The sequence below is a fragment of the Idiomarina sp. 017G genome (assembly GCF_004362265.1).
Lineage (GTDB): Bacteria > Pseudomonadota > Gammaproteobacteria > Enterobacterales > Alteromonadaceae > Idiomarina > Idiomarina loihiensis.
In genome coordinates this window covers 113,868-136,890 of sequence record NZ_SNWT01000001.1, presented here as the reverse complement: position 1 = coordinate 136,890, position 23,023 = coordinate 113,868, and the positions used below count along the sequence as shown (strand labels likewise).

Here is a 23,023-nt window from a genome sequence, read left to right as displayed (position 1 = left end):
TATAACCTTTATGACTAAAAGGGTCAATGAATCTGGTTTTCTTTCCAGGTTTGTTCCTTTCTCATTCTATCTTTTCGCTTATCGCATGGTTCATCACAGTCACAGGCTTTTTCCATACCCAGAGCGCCGATACCACCACAGCTGCCGGAAATTGTCTTGCGCTGTACAATATAGCCAACGGCCATTGCCAGCACAACGATGATGAATAAGGCGAATACCATTATAAAGGTTTGCATTAAAACTCCTACTACTGCTCAGCCAACAACGGCTTAAATGCTTCACTCATATACTCTTCAAAACCGTCATCGGTTTTATAAATGAGCATAACTGCCATATTGTGTTTTTTTGCGAAGGACTTTGCTTTCTCCGTTCCCATTACAAATAATGCAGTTGCATAAGCGTCGGCAGACATTGTGTCCTCAGCATAAACTGAAGTAGAAACCAAGTTATGCTGCACTGGAGCACCAGTTACCGGATCAATAATATGCGAATATCGTTTACCATCTTCTTCATAATAGTTCCGGTAATCACCCGATGTCGCCAAAGCGCCGTCTTTAAATTGGACAACACGTTGCACCGCACGTTCCGTTGAAACCGGTTTTTCTATAGCCAGGCGCCATAATGCTTCATCCGGTTTGCCGCCTTTTGCAATAACCTCACCGCCAATTTCCACCAAGTACTGCTTTATCCGCAATTGATCTAATAAATGAGCAACTCTGTCGACGCCATAGCCTTTGGCAATAGTCGACAGGTCGACGTATAGCTCCGGGTTGTCTTTAATCAACTGATGATTTTCTACGCGTAGTTTCTGATAGCCCGTTTTTTCACGAACCGCATTCAACTCTTCTTCAGACGGTTCTTTTTCTGGCCTAGCCTGAGGACCAAAGCCCCAAAGATTCACCAGGGGACCAACGGTTATATCCAGAGCACCTTCCGTTTCCTCAGCAATTTCGAGACCACGATTAACTACCCGTTCAAGGTCGCGGCTAATAACCATAGGTTGGGTACTTTTAAACTGATTAAACTGGGAGAGTTCAGACTCTGGATCATAAGTCGACATTTGTGCATTAACTCTTTTGAGCACTATATCAACTTTCTTCTGAATCTCTTCTTTGTTGTGTCTGGGATCCTTAGAGTAGACAGTGACACTATAGGTGGTTCCCATAGTCTTACCGCTAAAGGATATTTTCTCAGGTGAATCAGAACAAGAAACTAAAAAGGCCAGCCCCAGAAGGGCTAGCCAAATTTTAGCAATCGACAATTTCGATAGCATCATGAATTAACCACCAAAGTCATCCAACATGATATTTTCGTCTTCAACGCCTAAGTCTTTCAACAAGTTGATAACTGCCGCGTTCATAACCGGTGGTCCACACATGTAGAACTCACAATCTTCTGGTGCGTCGTGGTCTTTAAGATAACGCTCATAAAGAACGTTGTGAATAAAGCCAGTATCGCCTTCCCAATTATCTTCCGGTTGTGGATCAGATAATGCCACGTGCCAGTCAAAGTTCTCGTTCTCTTCGGCCAGCATGTCGAAATCTTCAACATAGAACATTTCTTTTTTCGAGCGCGCACCGTACCAGAACGATACTTTACGATCCGTTTTTATACGACGCATCTGATCAAACAAATGAGAACGCATTGGCGCCATACCGGCACCACCACCAATAAAGACCATTTCAGCGTCAGTGTCTTTGGCAAAGAATTCACCAAATGGACCTGAAATTGTGACTTTATCGCCTGGCTTCAGACTGAAAATGTACGATGACATTTTGCCTGCAGGCAAGCTTAAGTCGTTAGGTGGCGGCGTTGCTATACGGACGTTCAGCATAATAATGCCTTTTTCTTCCGGATAGTTAGCCATTGAATAAGCGCGTACAACCTCTTCGTCAACTTTAGACTCAACATCAAAGAAACCGAAACGATCCCAATCTCCATGATATTCTTCGGAGATATCAAAGTCTTTGTATTTAACGTGATGCGGTGGAGCTTCAATCTGAATGAAACCACCTGCGCGGAAAGGCACTTCTTCGCCTTCCGGTAACTGAACAATAAACTCTTTAATGAAGGTTGCTACGTTATCGTTCGACTTAACCGTACAGTCCCACTTACGAATACCAAAAACTTCTTCTGGTAATTCAATTTCCATGTCCTGTTTAACGTTAACCTGACAGGAAAGACGACAGCCTTCACGAGCTTCACGTTTAGTAATGTGGTCAAGTTCAGTCGGCAATATGTCACCGCCACCCTCTTTAACTGTGACACGACACTGGCCACATGAACCACCACCACCACAAGCTGACGAGACGAAAATACCCGCATTAGCCAGCGCGCCCAGAAGTTTAGTGCCTGGCTGGGTCACGATTTTTTTGTCTTCGTCGTCATTAATCAGGATTTCCACATCACCCTGAGGTACCAGCTTTGATTTTGCGAACATAATAATCGCAACCAAAACCAGTACGATGATGGTAAACATCCCTACACCGAGATATATCTCTTGCATCGATTCGTACCTTTTTTTACCGATTCAACACACTGGTTATAAGGATACGCCGGAGAACGACATAAAGCCCAAACCAATCAGACCCACTGAAATAAATGTGATACCTAAGCCACGCAGGCCATCAGGTACATCTGCATATTTCAGTTTTTCGCGCACTGCAGCCAAAGCAACAATAGCTAAAGCCCAGCCAACACCACTACCAATTCCGAAAACAACGGATTCGCCAAAATTGTAATCACGCTCGACCATGAAAGCTACGCCACCAAAAATAGCGCAGTTAACGGTAATGAGTGGCAGGAAAATACCCAGTGCGTTGTAAAGTGCAGGTACATATTTATCCAATGCCATTTCCAATATCTGCACAATAGCGGCAATAACACCTATAAAGGTCAGAAACTTCAGGAAACTTAGATCCGCATCCGGGAAGCCAGCCCATTCCAGAGCACCTGGGGCCAGAATGTTGTGGTAAATTAAGTTGTTAACCGGTACCGAAATACCCAATACAACAATAACCGCGACACCCAGACCAAATGCTGTTTTTACTTTCTTAGATACAGCCAAAAACGTACACATACCTAAGAAGAAGGACAATGCCAGGTTTTCAATGAAAACCGCGCGGATGAACAGGTTGATATAGTTTTCCATGACCATTACTCCTTAGGTTCAACTTGTTCAGTGCGGAAGGTACGCAGTACCCAGATAAACCCGCCAATGATGAAGAAGGCACTAGGTGGCATCAGTAACAAGCCAACCGGCTCGAACCAACCACCTTGTGATGCCAGAGGTAAAATCTGTACATCAAACAAGCTGCCTGAACCAAAGAGTTCACGAATGAAGCCAACAACCAACAGCACCACTGAGTAACCTAAACCGTTACCCAGTCCGTCCAGGAAGGACATAAACGGAGTGCTCTTCATAGCGTAAGCTTCTGCGCGACCCATAACGATACAGTTAGTAATGATTAAGCCAACGAACACTGACAACTCTTTAGAAATTGAGTAAGCGTAAGCTTTTAGTATCTGGTCAACGACAATAACCAAGCTCGCAATAATTGTCATTTGGACAATAATACGTACGCTTGACGGAATATGATTCCGGATAATCGAAATAAATAAGTTAGAGCACGCGACAACCGCAGTTAGTGCAATACACATAACCAAGGTGTTGCTCATTTTCGACGTTACAGCCAATGCAGAACAGATACCAAGGATCTGCAGTGCGATGGGGTTGTTGGCGAATATCGGTCCGAATAATACGGACTTCATTTCTTTTACATTAGCCATTGTTCAACTCTCCCTCACGAAGTTTCTTGAGTAATGGACCGTAACCATTTTCGCCCATCCAGAATTGAACCAGGTATTCAACACCATTACTGGTCAAAGTTGCACCAGAAAGCGCATCAACTTCGTGCTCGCCTTTGGCGCCGCCTTTTACCACTTCAAACTGGACGTTACCGTCCTCGCCGTAAACTTCTTTACCTTGCCAAGTTTTTACCCAGGCCGGATTGGTGATTTCACCACCAAGCCCCGGAGTTTCAGAGTGCTCGTAGAAGTTAACGCCTTTAACAGTGTCAAAGTCGCCTTCTAATGCCAGCAAGCCGTACATGGTTCCCCATAGCCCCTGGCCACGAACATGAAGAACAAGACCTGTTGTTTCGCCGCTTTCATCTTTAACAAGATAAATCTGTGTTAAATTTTCGCGGGTACCCAAACCAGCAGGGTCGTTCTTTTTCTCAAGTTTTTTACTTCTTTCAGGGTCACTCGCTGCTTTGCGGTTGCTAAAAGATGTCGGGTCAATGTCTTCCTTAACGGTTAAATCTTCAAGGCTGACAACCATGGTATCGATGCGTTGCTTGTAAGTTTCAACAACGTCGGTATCGGCTTCCAGAATACCGGCAGCATCCAAAACGTTCTTCTGCATATCAAGTGCCGCATTCTTTTCCTGCATTGGTTTCAAACCAATAGCAGCACCAGAAACAACAATTGAGCAAACCAGGCAAAGCGCCAGCACGACACCAACGGTCTTGCCTAAACTTTCATTTTTCTTAGCCATTGCGCGCTAACCTCCGTTTGATATTTGCCTGTGCTACAAAGTGGTCAAATAACGGTGCAAATACGTTAGCAAATAAGATGGCCAACATGATGCCTTCCGGGAATGCCGGGTTAATGACACGAATCATGACCGTCATAAAACCAATTAACAAGCCGTACGCAAACTTCCCTTTATTGGTAAAGGACGCTGATACCGGGTCGGTAGCCATAAACATCATTGCAAAGGCAAAACCACCTAATACTAAGTGCCAGTACCAAGGCATTGCGAACATTGGATTGGTCTCGCTACCAACAAGGTTAAGTAGTCCGGAGAACAGAACCATACCAGCAAAGACACCCAGAACGATGCGCCAGGAGGCAATACGGAAATAAATTAACGCTAAGCCGCCAATCAAAATCAGTAAGGTTGAGACTTCGCCTACTGATCCCTGGATGTTACCAAGGAAGGCGTCCCACCAAAGCTGAGTATTCCCATAATCCATTTCACCCAGAGCCGCTTTACCCAGGTTTGTTGCACCAGAAAAGCCATCGACGGCAGTCCAGATGGAATCACCTGACATGCTGGCAGGATAAGCGAAGTATAAGAATGCGCGACCGGTTAGTGCCGGGTTAAGGAAGTTGCGGCCAGTACCGCCAAAAATTTCCTTACCAATAACGACACCGAAAGTGATACCTAAAGCAACCTGCCACAATGGTGTTGTCGCCGGTAAAATCAGGGAGAATAAAACCGAAGTAACAAAGAAGCCTTCGTTAACTTCGTGCTTACGAATAGACGCAAACAACACTTCCCAGAAACCACCAACAATAAAGGTAACCGCATAAATAGGTACGTAGAAACAGGCACCATACCAAAGTTTCGTGCCCCATCCAGCACTAGCGCCTAACTCGCCGCCGAACAAGTGGAATAACCCAACCTGCCAGACGTCAGAAAGCGCATAACCGTCAGCCAAAGCCAAAGCAGCCTGGTTACCAACGTTGTACATACCCCAGAACATTGCCGGGAACGTCATCATCCACACCAGAATCATAATGCGCTTAAGATCGATACGGTCACGAACATGCGTAGCCGACTTAGTCACAGTACCTGGTGTGTACAAAATAGTGGCTACGGCTTCGTAAAGCGCGTACCACTTCTCGTATTTACCGCCTTCTTCAAATTGCGGTTCAATACGCTCGAGTGTGTCTTTCAAGCTCATGGTTAGCCTTCTTTCTCAATCTTAGTGAGACAGTCACGCAGCACCGGGCCATATTCGTACTTCCCGGGGCAAACATAAGTGCACAATGCGAGGTCTTCCTCGTCCAGTTCCAGACAACCTAGTTGCTGACCTTCATCAGTATCTCCTGATAACAAGTCACGCAACAGTAATGTCGGCAGAATGTCCAAAGGCATTACGCGTTCGTAGTTACCAATTGGAACCATTGAACGTGAAGAACCATTCAGTGACGTTGTCATGCTGAATAACTTCTTCGGATTAAAGTGTCCGGCATAAGCACGTGTTACTGAGTGCAAGTCAGAGCCCGGGCGTATCCAGCCCAAAAACTCTTTATAATTGCCTTCCGGAATAACACTAACCTGATTGTGAAAACGACCTAACCAGGCATGCTCGTCATCCGCAGTGTGACCATGCAGGACTGACCCTGAGATAATACGTTGATTATCACCACTTAGCTCACCATCCGTTAACTCATGCAAGTTAGCACCTAAGCGAGTACGCAGTAGACGAGGTTCTTTCACACCTTCTCCGGCAACGGAGACAACGCGGTCAGTAAAGATTTCACCTGTAGTGAATAACTTACCGTAAGCTATAACGTCCTGATAACCTATGTGCCATACCGGGCGTTTGATGCTAGCAGGCTGAAGGAAGTGTATATGAGTACCAACCAAACCTGATGGGTGAGGGCCTGAAAATGACTCCAGCGTGACATCTGCGTCACCAGTATCCACTTCAGCATTACCCTCTTTACAAACAAACAACTTACCTTCGGTCAGGTTAGAAAGAACCTTCAGACCATCAATGAAAGCTTGTTTCTGTTCATTTATAAATAAAGTTGGGTCACCAGCTAATGGGTTAGAATCCATCGCGTTAACAAAAATCGCGCTGGCTTCTGCATCTAATGCCGGAGACTTACTATAAGGACGGGTACGAAGAGCTGTCCATTGACCAGACTCAACCAAAATGTCCTGAACTTTCTCACGACCTAATGAGTTAAGCTTGTCGCTGTCAAATTTGTCAAAAGTAACTTGCTCGTCACCTTTCAGCTCAATAACAACCGCCTGCAACACTCGACGCTCACCACGCAGGATGTCTTTTACTACACCAGCACCAGGGGCTGTGTACTTGACACCAGGGTTTTTCTTATCCTCGAAAATCAGCTGACCTTTCTTAACCTGGTCACCTTCTTTCACGTGCATGGTTGGGCGCATACCCACGTATTCTTCACCTAGGGTAGCAACTGTCGTCACAGCCTTACCGTCGGATAATTCTTGCTGGGGCGCCCCTTTTATAGGGATGTCCAGCCCTTTCTTGATCGTAATCATATGCGTTTGCACTACTCGTTAAGGGAAGATTCATCACAACCAGCCACCAGGACTGGAAACCTGAATAATCAAATAGTTACCGACACAAACAACCGCCTTCAGGGGGCTTGTCATCGGCAACCTGAAACATTTTCCACACTTATCGTTGGGATTTTAGCATTTTTCCCACAACGCTTACCAGTTTACTTTTGGATCAATATCCGCGTCATAATCGACATTATCGAAGCCAAAACCGAATAAATGCAGGAACTCCTGATGATATCCTTCGTAATCGGCAAGCTGATGGAAGTTGTCCTGAGTGACTTGCTCCCAAAGGGCTTCTATTTTCGCTTGAGTCTTATCGTTAGTTTCGTAACCGTCCATGTGAAGCCGACCTGCTTCGTCAAGCTCAGGGTTACTATTATATAAACCTTCGGTAAACAGGCGATAAATCTGTTCGATGCAACCTTCGTGCGTGCCTTCTTCTTTCATGACTTTATAAATTAATGAAATATAAAGAGGCATAACAGGAATTGCCGAACTAGCTTGTGTTACCAACGCCTTTAATGAAGAAACGTAAGCTTTCAGATTAAGATCATCGCACTCGGCGACAAGTTCTGATGCCGCACGATCAAGATCTTCTTTTGCACGACCAATGGTTGCATGACCATAAATTGGCAATGTCAGTTTTTTACCTATGTAGGTATAAGCAGTGGTTTGACAGTTTTCGGCCAGCACGCCTGCATTATGCAGAGCTTTAACCCAGCGCTCCCAGTCTTCACCGCCCATGACTTTTACCGTATTGGCAATATCTTCATCAGTAGCCGGATCAAGTGTCACTTCGTGTACCTGATCTTTGTCCGTATTGTAGGTTTTAGTTGTGTATTGTTTGCCTATTGGCTTTAACACTGAACTGTAGACTTCGCCGCTATCGGGGTCTTTACGTTTAGGTGATGCCAGGCTGTAAACAACGAGGTCAATTTTTCCCATGTTTTGTTTAATGTAGTCGATACTTTCCTGTTTAATTTCATCAGAAAATGCATCGCCATTAATTGAATGGAAAGCCAAACCAGCTTTGTTCGCTTCTTGATGAAAAGCGGCAGTATTATACCAACCAGCTGTCGCTGTTTTCTTTTCCGTAGGCTCTTTCTCAAAACAAACACCGAGAGTATGAGCTTCGCTGCCAAAGGCAGCAGTAATTCTTGAGGCAAGTCCGTAACCTGTGGAGCAACCTATGACGAGAACATTCTTAGGGCCATTGGCGATGGCAGGTTTACTACGGACAAATTCGATTTGACGTTTGACGTTTTCGGCACAACCCACTGGATGAGAATTGGTGCAGATAAAACCGCGAATTTTTGGCTTAATGATCATATTGATGTATCCCTGTTGTTCGCATTATTTTGGCTATTGTAACCAATCAAACCACAGGAACACATCAGACATGCGTAATTTTTCTTAATTTGCCGCTATTTTCGACCCACCCAGACAGTTCGGTGAACGTCTGGACTCTCCCAATTGCTCCCACTCACCTTGGGTATAGGTGTGTAACGCCAGTGCATGGATATGATTCATTAGTTCATCCGCTAAAATTTTATTAACCGCACGGTGACGGTTAATAAGTCTCTCTCCACTGAACTTAGGGGTCACTAAGACCACTTTAAAGTGAGATTCAGCATTAGCTCCGCCTGAATGCATATGACTTTCATCCGCTACTTCCAGATGTACTGGAGTAAACGCTTCCCGCAATTTATTTTCAATATCTAGCCCAATAGACATAACGACTCCCCCTCTGCGTTCGCCTCTAATCTTCAGTTTAGTTTACTTATACTGAATCGCAGAAATTTTTTTCAAAAACTTGCTAACTCTACGAATTTTCGGAGAATAAAGTTTGCTCAATATTCAGAGTCATCGACTGCTGCATGACACACTTCATCAATGGCGGATAAGCTGACGACAGCAGGAAAAACTGCATCAACCACTTCGCCTTTAGAAGCCTTTGCTGGTTTGACCAAATGATAGCGTTGTGCACTGACATTTCCTTCTGCCTGCCAGAGTAAAACATCGGTTTGTTTGAAAAGCTTTGATAAAGCATTTATGCCCTCGCTTCTGTGCGGCGGAAAGGCCGTACTTTCCCCCGATAGGCGCCAGCCTCTGAGTTCGGCTTCCGATGCCAGCAAAGCCTCATTAATGCGGTTACGGCAAAAACTAAGCTCAATCGTTGCCCGGCTCAGTTGCCAGTTATTATTAGGCAGTAACTGTTCGTCCAGAGCTTTGACTTCAGCACTGTGCAAATCGGTTGTACCTTCCTGCCCGCAGCCACTAAGAACGGCGAGGAATAACCCTGCCACCAAAAAATTTTTAAAAGCCATAAGGAAACCTCCAAGGCTTGATATTATAACTGAAAAGCGCAGATAAACCGTTGTCTTAGTGTTAAAATTTCTGGCAGTATAGAACGTAATTTGTCATAGGGATTCAAATCAGTTTCATGTCATCCATCTCATTTTTTCGTAACACACTTATTGCTGGTGGTCTTAGCTTACTCATGACCCCTTCTGCGCTTAGCTCCGTATGGATTGAAGCAAATGATGCGGAATTGCGGAACAGCTTGATTGTATTAGCTGAATCAGGGCTTATCAAAACACCCATTCAGCAATTTCCAATAACCTGGAAAAGCTTACTGCCGGAGTTGGATGCGCTTGAATTAAAAGGTTTGAGCCCAACCCAGCAATTAGCATTACGCCATGTGCGTCATCAATTATCACAAGCTCAGAATGGGCCTAAAACACGATGGTATATCGGTGCAACGGATAGCGAGCAGGTAGTTCAGGATTACGGCGACGACACCTATGAGGAAGGCAAAATTAGCCTAAGTCGCAGTATGCACGGTACAAACTGGGCGGCAAGAATTCAGGTAAACTATCGTCAGGACCCCTTTGAAGGTGATCACAAAAAGACTCTGGATGGCAGTTACTTAGCTTACAACCTGAATGACTGGAGCTTCAGTCTGGACTCACTGCCACTGCGTTGGGGGCCGGCAGAGCACAGCAGCTTGCTGTTTTCTAACAATGCACGCCCTATGCCTAAAATTCGAATCGATTACGCTCCTGATTATCCACCAGCCGGAATGAATCCATTCAAAATCAGTTTATTCAGCGCCTATCAGGACGACGGATACAGCGACCATTACCGGGTTAACGGCATCCGCTTCTCCAGTCAGTTATTTCAACATTTATGGTTCGGCATTAGCGCCATTGAGCAGAGCGGCGACAACCGCCCCGACAACCGGATGTTGACCGCCGATGCCAGAACCGGTTTCGACTGGGGGACTCATCAGTTTTCAGCTTACGCAGAACTGGGTATTGACCGAAAACTGGAAACCGACGACAAACCGGTATATACCCTGGGCGCACAATGGATGACAGGCTCTAAAGAACGTCGTCATAGCTTCACGGTTGAATACAGTCAGTTAGACGGCGGAGAAGAACACGACTTTTATTCGCTGGACGAAAATCAAAGACAATACTTTCTGAACCACCAGCGTAATCCCGGCTCGCCTTTCCCCCGTGAGAGTCAGACTGTATCTGCCAGCTATCGCCAGTTTTCAGCCGACGGTTCTGCCTGGACGGCGCTGGTCAGTCATAGTAAAGAAAAAGACGATGACACTCTGTCACGGGCTTTACTGCGGCGCACTGAACCTGCTTTTTCGGGGTTAGTTAAACTCTCTCTGCAATACCTTGACGGCAGCAATTACGACGGCGAAGTGGGCGTTCAATTGAGTGGAGAATGGCGCTTTTAACGCGCCAGCTTCTGCCCTACTCCCAGGCTGATGGTGTCCATAACATTAAGCCAGGCTTCATCCAGAGCATTGACTAACGCAGGATAGCCGTCACTTTTCAACGGCGTGCTTTCAGTAAAGGTTCCTTTCAACACCGTCTGGCTATCCTGACTTTTATACTCCCAGTGACCCGCAACAACGGCCCGTGAGTCATTACTTCCATAAAAATCGTCAACCCAAACCGTTAGCTTGCCTTCACAATTGTCAGCCAGCAAAAGGCGCTGAACACTACGCTGAAGTTGATGCGCCAGAGGCGTACTCCAACGGTGCTGCCGGGCACTATGCCAGCGGGTTTCATCCTGCTGTAGCTGCAACCCGGGTTTCGCCGCTGAATCACCCACAAATACAGGACGCTTATCCGCATGACACAAGGCTTCCGCGGACTCACTCAAATGTGGAAGTCGATATTGCGTTATCTCATATGAGTTAGAGGAACACCCGGCGAGCAACGCAATTGCTGCACCAGTAACAAACGGCTTGAGTATTTTTGGAAAAGAATATCTGCTATTCATAAGCTTTCGGCTCCGGATCGGGCTCTATAGATGGGCTAAAAATAAGCGAGTTCGGCTGTTCCTGTAACAACTCAATTACCGGTTTTAACTCACGTGAGAGCTGCTCAATTTCAGTTAACGTTTGATTCAGCTGCTGTCGTGTCGGGGAACCTTCATTAAAACTGCCGGTAAGCTCTTTCAGCTGAATAAGATTTTGCTGCAATAACTGAGGCAATTGCTTCATTTGTGGTTGCTCAACAATAGCCGCCAAACTTTCCGACACACTATCAAGCTTCCTGGCCGTACTGTCGACCGAACTCATCGCTGCCGAAAAGTCATTAAGTCCCTGCTCCAGTGGCAACTGATTGAACTTATCCAATAGCGCCGTTAACTTTTCTTCCAGTCGAGTGAAGTCACTAGCCATTGCCGGCATAACCGGGTATCCGGCAAATATATCGTCGCCACTTTTCTCACCAGCGTTCGGATAAAAGCGAACATCGACAAATAAGGTATTGGTTAACAAGTTAGAGGCTCGGATATTCGCTCTTAAACCCTGCTTAAATAATTCTGGCAAACGTCTTTCCCAGTTTTCAATATCGGTATCGGCCACCAACCCTCTTAGGCGCTCAGGTTCAAAGCGAATAAGAATGGGAATACGTTTTAAAGGAGCTTCATCACCGTTTTCCGGGAACCAACGCAGCGGCACCTCTCTTACCGTACCAACACGCACCCCTTTAAATTGAACAGGAGCTCCTTTTTCAAGACCCGCAATAGACTCATCCAGTAAAACAACGTAATCAATACCGTGAATATAGCCTTGCTGTTTTGCTTCCTCCAGACTTTCAAACAGCTCAAACTCCTGTTCACTGGTAAGCTTATCCCCCCGTGGCTGTCCTTCAGGAACACCAAAAGTCACACTGGCTCCCAATAGGGACTCGATGGAGCCCAAAGCCAAGTCCAGTCCCTGAGAATTCCACTGAATAGAAACGCCCCGCTGCAACCAGAACCGCGTATTTTCGGTAATAAGCTCATCATAAGGAGCCTTTACAAAAATTTGATATCGAGTTTGTCGTTCATCGACCTGAAACTCCGACTGCTCTACCTGACCAACGGTGAAACCTTGATATTGCACTGAGTCACCTACTGTTACGCTGGTTTGCCCCTCGCTGGTCAAATTTAACCGGCGCCCTGGAGTTTCCTGAGAAGTAACAGGTGGCTGTTCCAGTGCTTTAAAATGCGACTGCTGCTCCTTAGAGTCTCCTGGCTGCAAACGAATATAAGCACCTGATAGTAAAGTTCCCAACCCGCTAATTCCCTGTCGTCCAATTCTGGGTTTTACTACCCAAATTCGGGTCTCCGGGTTTAACATTCGCTCGGTGCCTTCGTTCATCGCCACTTCTATAACAGCCGAAGAAAAGTCTTCCGACAGGCGCACTTCAGTAACCTGTCCGACGTCTACGTTACGAACTTTCACCTGAGTTTTTCCGGCTTCGATGCCTTCCGCGTCCCCTACCGCCACAGTAATAGTGGGCCCGGTTCCGCGCGTATCCTGCCAAACCATCCAAAGCGCCACAGCAAGAGCCAGCAGCGGTACAATCCAGACCGGTGATATGCCGGAAAATTTGCGGACCTTAGTCGTTGAACTCTCTGTCATTTATCTGCCTCTCGCCAGAATAAGCGTGTATCAAAACTCATCGCTGCAAGCATAGTAAGAACCACAGCTGCCGCGAATGAAACCGCAGCACTGCCCGGGTAAACCGACATAACGGAACCACTACGAACCAAAGCTACCAGTATCGCAACAACAAAAATATCGATCATTGACCAGCGCCCTATCCAGTCCGTCAGTTTGAATAAAATAAGACGGTGGCGAACCGTTTGCGGGGTTTGCCAGCGAGCTAATATTAGCAAAGTTATCAGCACCAGTACTTTAGCCACAGGTATAACCAGACTGGCGACAAAAACAATAGCCGCTATTGGTTTATCCCCACTTTGCCATAACTCCGTTACTCCGCCAATTATGGTTGACGGTTGGTCGCTACCAAATCGGACGGTTTCCATAACCGGTAACCAATGCGCCGGAATTAACATAATAGCGCCGGCAGTAATTAACGCGACCGTTGTGCCTGGCCTACGCCACCAGGATGTTTTCTGTGGCTCTGTGCATTGGTAACAAGTATCAGCGTTCTGAGAATTCAGTGCATAACATACCGGGCAAGTCTGTAACCCTTGTTCAAATGCTGTCATTCCGGGTTGACCGTCAGGTGCTGACTGTGGCGTTTTAATCAAATGCCGCCAAACGGGTGTCTGTTTCACCCGCTCATAAACGAAAAGTAACAGCACAACAAAGGCGCTAAAGCTCCAGAAGCCCTCCAGTAAGCGAATATCTGCCAGGCTGGAGATCTTAACCAACGCCACCAAAGTGCCAAGCAGGAAAACGTCGGTCATTAACCAGGGTTTTAGATGTTCGGTTAAGCGCAGTAAATATAGACTACTTCGGTTTCGTGCTGCGTTTTTAGCATGACTGTAAACCCAAATCAGGCTCACCAGGTAAATAAACGGAATGAGAATAACCGTTAAAAGAACTAACACAGCCAATACTTTTTCGTGAAAATAAGAAAGCTGCCACGCAGTGTCCAGTAGGGTCATTGACTGTTCAACACCGGCCGCAGAATAACGAATAAAGTCGACCGATAGACTGGCTAAAAGCATGACCAGAGCCGAGGTGGCTATTGCCACCAAAGTAAAATGCTTTGCTTTCTTACCATGCTCCAGAATGTACCCACAACGTGGGCATTCAGCTCGTTCATTCGCCGAAAGAACGACTCGTCGGCTTACCCAGTCGCATTGAGGGCAGCCGACAACATCATTCTTTTCGTTCTGCGTTATCCTGCTCGACGTCATTTTCTTCAGGCTCCGCTGAAATCATGGCTATTACCGTCCAACCCGGCTGCGGTATCAATTCCCTTTCGGTGGTAAAGATATGGAGTTTTTCGGCATCGTCCAATGCAAACATCGGCAAGGCACGAGTTCCATACTTCTGCTGATAGTCTGCAAAACTAAAACTGTCGGTAATAGGTGTCGACTTAATTTTAGCGCCTTTAAAATGCAGGCTGGCAAGTTTTGAATAAGTTACGCTGTCGCCAAACAAGTTTAATGTTTTGCGGTAGTTTTCAGTCAACTGGTGGCTGGCCCGGTAGTCCTGCTCACCACCGTTCAGGCCATGCACTTTTCTGGAACCAAACCAGTCCTGATAATACATCGACACTAAGGGGTTCAGCTGTTTGTAAGGTGACATAACTAACAGTTGACCAAGGCCAGTTAGGTCAATGTTGTTAGCGGCGTGCTCAGATGCCGGATTACCAAAATACACCGGTAAATTATCCATCCGCGCTAACTTGATGTTTTCCCAGTTAGTATCAGCCAGACGAACGGGGATGCCGCTTTCCTGTATGCTTTTTGCAACGGCCCGCGCCATTTGGTTAGCACCGAAAATTAAGAAGCCTTTGGCTTGTGGTTCCAGCAGCCCAAGCATTCTGGCTAATGGTTTCGCGGTTAAACTCTGCAATACAACGGTGGTCATTATCACCAGAAAAACCAGTGGAACAACCGCCGCGGCTTCGGTCCAGCCAGATTCTTCCATTTTTAACGCAAATAATGCAGAAACTGCCGCCGCAACAATACCGCGGGGCGCTATCCAGGATAATAAAACCTTATCTTTAAATCTTAATTCTGTTCCTATCGCAGACAACCACACAGCCAAAGGGCGCACGGCAAACAAAATAATGGCAATTAGAATAACCGCGGGTATCCCCAGCGCATCAAACTCTGAAAAATCCAGTCGGGCGGCCAGAATAATGAAAAGCGCGGAAATAAGAAGCACACTGAGGGTTTCTTTAAACTCCAGTATTTCTTCCATATTAAGGTTACGGGTATTAGCCATAACCATGCCCATAACCGTAACGGTCAATAAGCCAGACTCATGCTGAATCGCATTAGATAACGCGAAAACACCCAGCACTATGGTTAAGGTAGCAACGTTCTGTAAGTAATGCGGAAACCAGCCTCGCCCCAGAGCCAGGCCAAGCAAGCGCGCTGCGCCCCAACCCAGAGCAAAGCCCAAAGCGATAGTAGTTGCAAAGGCCTGCAAAGCGTGCAGGAAAGCAACGTCCTGGCTGGCAATAATAAACTCGTATACCAATACCGCGAGCAAGGCACCCAGCGGATCAATAATAATGCCTTCCCAGCGCAAAATATTCGCTAACTTATTAATCGGCCGGATAGACCGTATCATGGGCTGGATAACGGTCGGCCCTGTGACCACAACAAGGGCTCCGAACAAGGCTGAAATTTCCCAGCCATAGCCCATAATAAAATGCGTTAGTATGGCGATAACAACAAAGGTTACCAGCATGCCGATGCTAACCAGGTTGGTTACCATGCGACCATGACCACGAATTTCTTCAAATTTCAGGGTCAGGCTGCCTTCAAATAAAATAACCGCCACCGCTAATGAGACAAAAGGAAAGAGTAAATCCTCAAATAGCGAGTCTGGTTCAAGTAACCCCAGAGTGGGCCCTAGCAGTAAGCCACAAATTAACAACGGCAGTATTGCCGGCAGCTTAATACGCCACGCTAACCACTGACAACTAATGGACAATACGCCAATCAGGGCAAGCATCGATAAGTCAGACATAATTTCTCCGCTGAAAGTAAGTCGTTTTAGAATAGCAGAAGCTAACACTCTGACTACCCTCAAATAACGAATTTAGATGACTATTTTTTTAAATGAGAATGGCTATCATTATTCGCTTTGTTTGATATAATCATCGCGTTTCTCTCAAGATAGTTCGTTAAGGAGTCATCTGAAATGCGTAAGTTTCATTCACTACTGGCAATATTTGCTGCGACTTCTGCGACACTGGTGTCCTTCACTAGCGCCGCCGCTGAAGTTAATATTTACTCAGCCCGAAAAGAAGCGCTGATCAAACCCGTTCTGGAAAAATTTACCGAAGAAACGGGCATCGAAGTTAATTTACTAACCGGTAAAGCCGACGCGCTACTTGCCCGGCTTAACTCCGAAGGCAAAAATACCCCGGCAGATTTATTCTTAACCGTTGACGCAGGAGCTTTGCACCGCGCTGTTCAAGCTGACGCATTCCAACCGGTAAGCTCTGACGAAATTAATTCAGCCGTTCCTTCGCATTTTCGCTCTACCGACAACCTTTGGTTCGGATTAAGTTTACGCGCCCGCCCAATTTTTTACTCGCCAGAGCGCGTTAACCCGGACGAACTGGAATCTTATTTAAGCCTGGCGGATGATAAGTGGAACGACCGTATCTGCATTCGCTCTTCCAATAACCTGTATAATCAGTCGTTAGTTGCTGCGCTAATTGAACACCACGGCGCAGAAAAAACGGAAGAATGGGCAGAAAACTTTGTCGCAAACTTTGCCCGTAAACCGGTTGGTGGTGACCGTGACCAAATTAAAGGCGTTGCCTTTGGCGTTTGCGATATCGCAGTTGCTAATACCTACTACTTTGGCCATATGCTGAACTCCGATGACGCAGAAGAGCGTGCAGCGGCCGAAAAAGTGAAAATATTCTGGCCAGCTCAGGACAAACAAGGTGCCCATGTGAACGTTTCTGGTATAGGTATCACCAAACACGCTAAAAACGTTGACGAGGCTCAAAAGCTAATCGAGTTCCTGGTCTCTGAAGAGTCACAAAAATGGTATGCTCAGGCAAACTATGAATACCCGGTTCGCGAAGGCGTTGAGTGGAGTGAAACACTCCAGCAATGGGGTGACTTTAAGCAGGATGACATTGAAATGGATATTCTGGGTGAAAATAACGGCGACGCCGTGCGCTTAATGAACCGTGCCGGCTGGCGTTAATTTGCTACCAGGAGATGCATAAATGAACCGTGGCACGCTGTTGCTGTTTGCCGTCGCGGTCTTGATAGGGCTACCACTCATTGTGGTAGCTTTGTCGTTACTGAACCCTCAATGGGACACTCTGCAACATCTTTGGCAAACCGTGATACCGGAATACATCGGTCATTCAGTGATCTTATTATTCGCTGTCGGTACCGGTGTCACTTTGCTTGGGGTAAGTACTGCCTGGTGTATTAGTCAATACGACTTTCCTGGCTGGCGCTGGCTAAGCTGGGCGTTATTACTTCCATTAGCAATGCCCGCCTACATTACGGCCTATACCTATACCGGCCTGCTCGACTATGCAGGCCCTGTGCAAGGCCTTCTCCGGGACATTTTCTCCGTCAATATAGGTGAGTACTGGTTTCCGCAAATACGCAGTCTGAACGGTGCTATTTTTGTTCTCTGCATTGTTCTTTACCCCTACGTTTACCTTATTACCCGCTCCGCTTTCATGCAGCAATCGACAACCGCGTTTGAAAGTGCGAAAACCCTGGGTGCCAGCTCATTAAGAAGTTTTTGGAAAGTTGCTCTGCCACTGGCGCGTCCGGCTATAGCAACCGGCGTCACTCTGGCGTTAATGGAAACTCTGGCCGATTACGGCACCATGGAATACTTCGGAGTCACGGTATTTACCACAGGTATTTTCCGCACCTGGTACGGTATTGGTGATGCGCAGGGAGCGCTGCAGCTATCGGCTTTACTGCTGGTATTTGTCATTATTTTGATAATGGTCGAGCGTTACTCAAGACGCCGGGCTCGTTTTTATCAGCAGCGTTCTGCAACCAAGCCTCCTCAACGCCGGCCATTAAGCGGCTGGCGGGCGGCGCTGGCTTCGCTGGTTTGCTGGCTACCCGTCGTGCTTGGTTTTATTATACCGGCAACACAACTCCTCTGGTGGTCGGTTCAGAAGTCTGAAATATGGCAGCAAAGCGAATTCTGGGTGCTAACCTTTAACACGCTTTGGTTGGGTTTATTAGCCGCATTAATCACTGTCGCTCTGGCGTTATGGCTTGCTTATGGTCGCCGTAGCCACCCTACCCGTCCCTTGCGGGCCGCTATCAGCCTGGCGGGCATGGGCTACGCTATTCCCGGTATTGTTATAGCGGTTGGGTTGTTGTCACCTTTAGCCTGGCTTGATAATCAAATTATCGCTACTAGTGAATGGATATTTGACTTTAATCCCGGGCTATTATTTTCCGGTACCGTTATCGCGCTTTTATTTGCCTACAGCGTTCGGTTTTTATCCGTGTCATTGCAAACCGTTAACTCGGGGCTGGAACAAATTACACCGCAAATGGACGATACAGCGCGAACTCTGGGCGCCAGCGGTAAACGTATTTTATGGCGGGTTCATTTGCCGTTGCTCCGCAGCCCGTTGCTGGCTGCGCTAATTTTAGTACTGGTTGATGTCATGAAAGAACTACCGGCCACGCTGGTGTTACGTCCGTTTGACTTTAACACCCTGGCGGTGCGCGCATTTGAAATGGCGTCAGATGAACGCTTAGCCGATGCCGGGCCACCCGCATTGATGATTGTCGCAGTCGGGTTAATTCCGGTTATTATGCTGTCCCGGGCCTTACGCAGCAAAACACTGAAAACAGGAGAGTAAATGAGCACATTACTGAAGATTGACGCAGTCAGCATCCAGCTCTCCGGTGACCTCATCGTAGACAGACTGAGTTTGTCTCTGGAGCCAGGTGATATTGGCTGCCTGCTCGGCCCCAGCGGCTGTGGTAAAACCACTTTGCTGCGCGCTATAGCCGGTTTTATTCCGGTTTCCAGTGGACAGGTTGAGCTGCATGGAAAAACCGTCTCATCCGGCCGGGTGCAAATACCAACCGAGCAAAGACAAGTGGGTATGATGTTTCAGGACTTTTCATTGTTCCCGCACTTAACCGTGGCCGACAATATTCGTTTTGGCATTAATCGTTTACCTAAAAAACAGCAGGAAGAGCGAGTTAAAGAGCTACTCATCCGCATTGGTCTTAACGGTTATCAAAATCGCTACCCGCACGAGCTATCCGGAGGGCAACAACAACGTATTGCTCTGGCCCGTGCTCTGGCTCCGAAACCTAAACTGATGCTGCTTGATGAGCCCTTCTCCAGTCTTGATGCCGAACTACGCGAAGTTCTGGCTCACGACGTAAGACGATTGCTAAAAGAAGAAGGTATTACCGCCTTGCTGGTTACTCATGATCAGCAGGAAGCCTTTGCCATGGCAGATAAATCGGGCGTCATGTATTCAGGTCAGCTACTGCAGTGGGAAACGCCTTATGCCCTTTATCATCAACCAACGCATCAACTGGTCGCCGACTTTATTGGCCGCGGCGTTTTGCTCAATGGCGAAATAAGAGAACATCAATTACATTGTGCATTTGGAATCATAGAGCACTCTCAGTTGCACAACAAACCCGACATGAGTGTTAACTTTTTAGTTCGCCCCGATGATGTATTAATTAATAACGATAGCAGTATGCAGGCCATAGTGGTTGGCTGCGGTTTTCGTGGTTCTCATTATCTCTATACTCTGGAGCTGGCCGACACCAGTCACGTGCTGGCTGTAGGTCCTTCGCATCAACCGTTAAAGACAGGCGAACAAATCGGGATTGATATCGACTTTGATCACTTAGTGGTATTCGACTCGTCTTTGTGCGAATTGCCTGACTAATTAGCCCGTAAAACAATGACAAGTTGAATGCCTCACTATAGACTTTGAATAATTGTCATATGTGAGGATTCTATGGATTTTTTAATTGACGCCTGGGATTTCAGTCAGCATCCCGCAAAACAACTTCAGTCGCCATCGAGCGCCGCAGAAAACACCTGGTTTCATTTTCAGCGTGATGCCGATGGGTTGACCGAGTGGTTAACTCAAGCCGGTATACCTGAGCCTCTGATTGATGCGGTACTGGAAGAAGACACCCGCCCTCGTTTTCAGCGTTTACCCGACGGTTTCATGCTGTTGCTACGGGGCGTTAATTTAAACACCGGCGAATCTCCCGAAGACATGCTCAGCCTGCGCTTACTCTATTATAAAGGCGCGTTGTACAGTTTTCGTAAGCGCCCTTTTTTATCCATAGCAAAATTGCGTGAGCAACTTGACCAACAAATGGGGCCGGAGTCGTTACACGACTTTATCGTTGCCCTAATTGAGCAACTGAACTTACGAATTGAAGATGTGGTGTCCTCGGCAGAACAGCAACTGGAAGTCATTGAAGGTGAAGGCTTTGATAATACGGCATCGGTTCAGATAAAACTCACCGCTTTGCATCGTCGTCTGTTACGCCTTAACCGCTTTATCCGCCCGCAGTTGGCCGCTTTAGAAAAACTCAGTACCGAAACCGAAAAGGTTATGAGCACAGAGTTGCACCAGTGGCTTATCAATGAGCGCGATACCACTCAGCGCTTATTCGAGCAAATTGACCTGATGCTGGAGCAAGTCTGGATGCAGCGCGAGCAACTGCAGCAGGCCATAGCCGAAAAAATGAATCGCAACACCTATTGGCTCTCGGTTATTGCCGGAGTGTTTTTACCTCTCAGTTTTTTAACCGGTGTTTTTGGAATAAACATTGGTGGCATGCCCGGGGTAGAAAGTGAAGGTGCATTTATGATTTTCTGTGGTGCGCTGGTAATTATCGCTATTGTCGAATTCCTGTTGTTGAGACGCCTGAGATTCTGGTAAACCTGACTTATATCAAAGCGGTTTAGACCTAAGTCGAATAGGAAATTTAAGCCAACAGAATATGCTTAAAGGCTCTGCATAAAAGGATTTGAGGTAGTGCTATGCAAGCCTATAAAAACGTTTACTCCGAAGCTCAGCAAGATCCTGAAGGTTTTTGGCTAGAGCAAGCGCGTCGCTTAAATTGGTTCAAAACGCCTAAAGTCGCTGCACAGGTCAAAAAGAATGGACTGGCAGACTGGTTTCCGGACGGCGAAGTTAACATCAGTTATTTAGCACTCGATGCACAAATTGAAGCAGGCCGCGGCGAGCAAGTCGCTTTGTATTACGATTCCCCGGTAACCCAAAGCAAAGCAAATTACACCTTTAACCAGTTGCGTGAACAGGTTGCCTGCTTTGCTCATGTCCTGAAGCAACAAGGCGTAGAAAAAGGCGACCGGGTTATTATTTATCTCCCTATGATACCGCAAGCCGCTATTGCAATGCTGGCCTGCGCTCGCATTGGGGCCATTCACTCCGTCGTTTTTGGTGGCTTTGCTGCGCACGAACTGGCTGTTCGCATCGACGACGCAGCTCCCAAACTCATTATCACCGCGTCTTGTGGTATTGAGGGGACCAAAGTTCTGCCCTACAAACCTATTGTGGATAAAGCTCTGGCTGAAGCGAGCTACAAACCGCGCACTATTGTCTACCAGCGCGAGCAGTGCCAGGCAGACATGCAGGAAGGTCAGGACACCGACTGGGAACAGGCACTGACGACAGCTAGCCCTGTAGAAGCCGTTCCTCTACCGGCAACTCATCCTCTTTATATTCTCTATACCTCGGGTACCACGGGCAAGCCGAAAGGTGTTGTGCGCGACCACGGTGGCTATGCCGTTGCCCTGAATTTTTCCATGAATTACGTTTACGGATTAAAGCCGGGGGAAGTCTTCTTCACGGCATCCGATGTGGGCTGGGTCGTTGGTCATTCTTATATTGTTTATGGTCCGCTGCTCTTTGGCTGCAGCAGTGTACTCTACGAAGGCAAGCCGGTTAATACGCCAGACGCAGGAGCCTTCTGGCGCATAGTTCAGGACTATAACGTCAGCGCCATCTTTTCTGCTCCGACGGCTTTCCGGGCAATAAAAAAAGAAGACCCTGAAGGCGAGTTTATTCAGCGCTATAACTTAAGCTCACTGAAACGCATTTATATGGCCGGAGAGCGTTTAGATCCGGCAACCTATGAATGGACAACCGAACTAACCGACCTGCCGGTTTACGACCACTGGTGGCAGACCGAGAGCGGCTGGCCAATGTGCGCTAACCCGGTTGGTATTGGAGCGGTAAAAGTGAGACCCGGCTCTTCCACCTTTCCGGTTCCCGGCTATGAGATTAGTGTACTGGACCCACTGGGGAAAAGTTCAGGCAGCAAAGAAGAAGGTGCAATTTGCGTGCGCTTACCTTTACCTCCCGGTTGCCTGACCACCGTATGGGGCGATGAACAACGCCTGCACAGCAGTTATCTCAATGCCTTTCCGGGTTATTACTGCAGTGGCGACGGAGGGTACATCGACGAACAAGGCTATGTTTTTATCATGGGTCGTACAGACGATGTAATAAACGTTGCAGGCCATCGCTTATCCACCGGGGAAATGGAAGAAATTTTGGCAGCCCATAAAGACGTTGCCGAATGCGCTGTTGTTGCACAACCGGATGAGCTAAAAGGCGAATTACCGGTTGGTTTTGTTATTCTTAAAAACTCTTCCACAATTGATCATGAGCAATTACAACAGGAACTTATCCAGTCAATACGCGAAGAAATTGGCGCAATTGCCTGCCTGAAAACCCTGCACATTGTGCCCCGGCTACCTAAAACACGGTCAGGAAAAATATTGAGACGCCTTATCCGACAGGTTCTGCAGCGCGAAGACGTAGCAGTTCCCTCGACTATTGACGACCCAACAAGTATTGATGCTATTAAGGAAACTCTGCGTTAAACTATCGCCCTTTCTTTTTAACAGGA

General features: G+C 47.0%; 21 protein-coding genes. 6 read left to right on the top strand and 15 right to left on the bottom strand.

Annotated features, from left to right (window positions below; all coding sequences use genetic code 11):
- Positions 1–23 precede the first annotated feature (23 nt).
- From nqrM to DEU30_RS00640, 11 genes are all read right to left on the bottom strand, one after another.
- Positions 24–236 (bottom strand): (Na+)-NQR maturation NqrM, encoded by a 213-nt coding sequence (nqrM, locus tag DEU30_RS00690; protein WP_011234294.1) that lies wholly within the window; start codon positions 234–236, stop codon positions 24–26.
- A gap of 11 nt (positions 237–247) precedes the next feature.
- The gene (locus tag DEU30_RS00685; protein WP_011234295.1) at positions 248–1,276 is read right to left on the bottom strand and encodes an FAD:protein FMN transferase ApbE; all 1,029 of its coding nucleotides are present in this window, start codon (positions 1,274–1,276) and stop codon (positions 248–250) included.
- 3 nt (positions 1,277–1,279) lie between these two features.
- Positions 1,280–2,506: an NADH:ubiquinone reductase (Na(+)-transporting) subunit F gene (gene nqrF, locus DEU30_RS00680; protein WP_011234296.1), complete on the bottom strand. Its 1,227-nt coding sequence runs from the start codon at positions 2,504–2,506 to the stop codon at positions 1,280–1,282.
- Between the two features lie 36 nt (positions 2,507–2,542).
- Entirely contained in the window at positions 2,543–3,151 is a 609-nt protein-coding gene (gene nqrE, locus DEU30_RS00675) for an NADH:ubiquinone reductase (Na(+)-transporting) subunit E (protein WP_011234297.1), read from the bottom strand.
- A 5-nt stretch (positions 3,152–3,156) separates the two neighbouring features.
- The gene (locus tag DEU30_RS00670) at positions 3,157–3,789 is read right to left on the bottom strand and encodes an NADH:ubiquinone reductase (Na(+)-transporting) subunit D (protein ID WP_011234298.1); all 633 of its coding nucleotides are present in this window, start codon (positions 3,787–3,789) and stop codon (positions 3,157–3,159) included.
- A complete protein-coding gene (locus DEU30_RS00665) occupies positions 3,782–4,558 on the bottom strand; it encodes a Na(+)-translocating NADH-quinone reductase subunit C (protein ID WP_011234299.1) in 777 nt (258 codons plus the stop codon). Before DEU30_RS00665 ends, DEU30_RS00670 begins: the two co-directional genes overlap by 8 nt.
- Positions 4,551–5,753, bottom strand: a complete 1,203-nt coding sequence (locus tag DEU30_RS00660) for an NADH:ubiquinone reductase (Na(+)-transporting) subunit B (protein ID WP_114981577.1) — start codon at positions 5,751–5,753, stop codon at positions 4,551–4,553. The genes DEU30_RS00665 and DEU30_RS00660 overlap by 8 nt, the downstream gene beginning before the upstream one ends.
- 2 nt (positions 5,754–5,755) lie before the next feature.
- Positions 5,756–7,096, bottom strand: coding sequence for a Na(+)-translocating NADH-quinone reductase subunit A (locus DEU30_RS00655; protein ID WP_011234301.1), 1,341 nt, complete (start codon positions 7,094–7,096; stop codon positions 5,756–5,758).
- Positions 7,097–7,270: 174 nt separating this feature from the next.
- Positions 7,271–8,449 (bottom strand): enoyl-ACP reductase FabV, encoded by a 1,179-nt coding sequence (gene fabV, locus DEU30_RS00650; protein WP_114981578.1) that lies wholly within the window; start codon positions 8,447–8,449, stop codon positions 7,271–7,273.
- Positions 8,450–8,533: 84 nt separating this feature from the next.
- Positions 8,534–8,854 (bottom strand): BolA/IbaG family iron-sulfur metabolism protein, encoded by a 321-nt coding sequence (locus DEU30_RS00645; RefSeq protein WP_011234303.1) that lies wholly within the window; start codon positions 8,852–8,854, stop codon positions 8,534–8,536.
- Between the two features lie 116 nt (positions 8,855–8,970).
- A complete protein-coding gene (locus DEU30_RS00640; protein WP_011234304.1) occupies positions 8,971–9,447 on the bottom strand; it encodes a hypothetical protein in 477 nt (158 codons plus the stop codon).
- Between the two features lie 116 nt (positions 9,448–9,563).
- On the opposite strand from DEU30_RS00640, the gene DEU30_RS00635 reads away from it, so the two are divergent.
- Positions 9,564–10,874 (top strand): capsule assembly Wzi family protein, encoded by a 1,311-nt coding sequence (locus DEU30_RS00635; RefSeq protein ID WP_011234305.1) that lies wholly within the window; start codon positions 9,564–9,566, stop codon positions 10,872–10,874.
- On the opposite strand, the gene DEU30_RS00630 is transcribed toward DEU30_RS00635, so the two are convergent.
- The 4 genes from DEU30_RS00630 to DEU30_RS00615 are packed head-to-tail and all read right to left on the bottom strand — an operon-like array spanning position 10,871 to position 16,100.
- Positions 10,871–11,425: an ABC-type transport auxiliary lipoprotein family protein gene (locus tag DEU30_RS00630; protein WP_011234306.1), complete on the bottom strand. Its 555-nt coding sequence runs from the start codon at positions 11,423–11,425 to the stop codon at positions 10,871–10,873. The two genes, DEU30_RS00635 and DEU30_RS00630, sit on opposite strands and share 4 nt — an antisense overlap.
- On the bottom strand, positions 11,418–13,058 hold the full coding sequence (pqiB, locus tag DEU30_RS00625; protein ID WP_011234307.1) for an intermembrane transport protein PqiB: 1,641 nt from the start codon (positions 13,056–13,058) through the stop codon (positions 11,418–11,420). Before pqiB ends, DEU30_RS00630 begins: the two co-directional genes overlap by 8 nt.
- Entirely contained in the window at positions 13,055–14,308 is a 1,254-nt protein-coding gene (locus DEU30_RS00620) for a PqiA/YebS family transporter subunit (RefSeq protein WP_081423217.1), read from the bottom strand. Before DEU30_RS00620 ends, pqiB begins: the two co-directional genes overlap by 4 nt.
- Positions 14,271–16,100: a sodium:proton antiporter gene (locus tag DEU30_RS00615; protein WP_114981579.1), complete on the bottom strand. Its 1,830-nt coding sequence runs from the start codon at positions 16,098–16,100 to the stop codon at positions 14,271–14,273. Before DEU30_RS00615 ends, DEU30_RS00620 begins: the two co-directional genes overlap by 38 nt.
- Positions 16,101–16,274: 174 nt before the next feature.
- On the opposite strand from DEU30_RS00615, the gene DEU30_RS00610 reads away from it, so the two are divergent.
- The 5 genes from DEU30_RS00610 (at position 16,275) to DEU30_RS00590 (ending at position 22,997) form a co-directional block, all read left to right on the top strand.
- Positions 16,275–17,300, top strand: a complete 1,026-nt coding sequence (locus tag DEU30_RS00610) for a Fe(3+) ABC transporter substrate-binding protein (protein WP_114981580.1) — start codon at positions 16,275–16,277, stop codon at positions 17,298–17,300.
- Positions 17,301–17,322: 22 nt separating this feature from the next.
- Complete coding sequence (locus DEU30_RS00605; RefSeq protein ID WP_114981581.1) at positions 17,323–18,951, top strand: iron ABC transporter permease; 1,629 nt, start codon at positions 17,323–17,325, stop codon at positions 18,949–18,951.
- Positions 18,952–20,010 carry an ABC transporter ATP-binding protein gene (locus DEU30_RS00600; RefSeq protein ID WP_011234312.1) on the top strand — a complete coding sequence of 353 codons (1,059 nt, stop codon included), beginning with the start codon at positions 18,952–18,954 and terminating at the stop codon, positions 20,008–20,010. It begins immediately after the preceding gene.
- A 72-nt stretch (positions 20,011–20,082) separates the two neighbouring features.
- A complete protein-coding gene (locus DEU30_RS00595; protein WP_011234313.1) occupies positions 20,083–21,024 on the top strand; it encodes a CorA family divalent cation transporter in 942 nt (313 codons plus the stop codon).
- Between the two features lie 101 nt (positions 21,025–21,125).
- Positions 21,126–22,997 (top strand): acetate--CoA ligase, encoded by a 1,872-nt coding sequence (locus tag DEU30_RS00590; RefSeq protein WP_114981582.1) that lies wholly within the window; start codon positions 21,126–21,128, stop codon positions 22,995–22,997.
- The last annotated feature ends 26 nt before the right edge of the window (positions 22,998–23,023 follow it).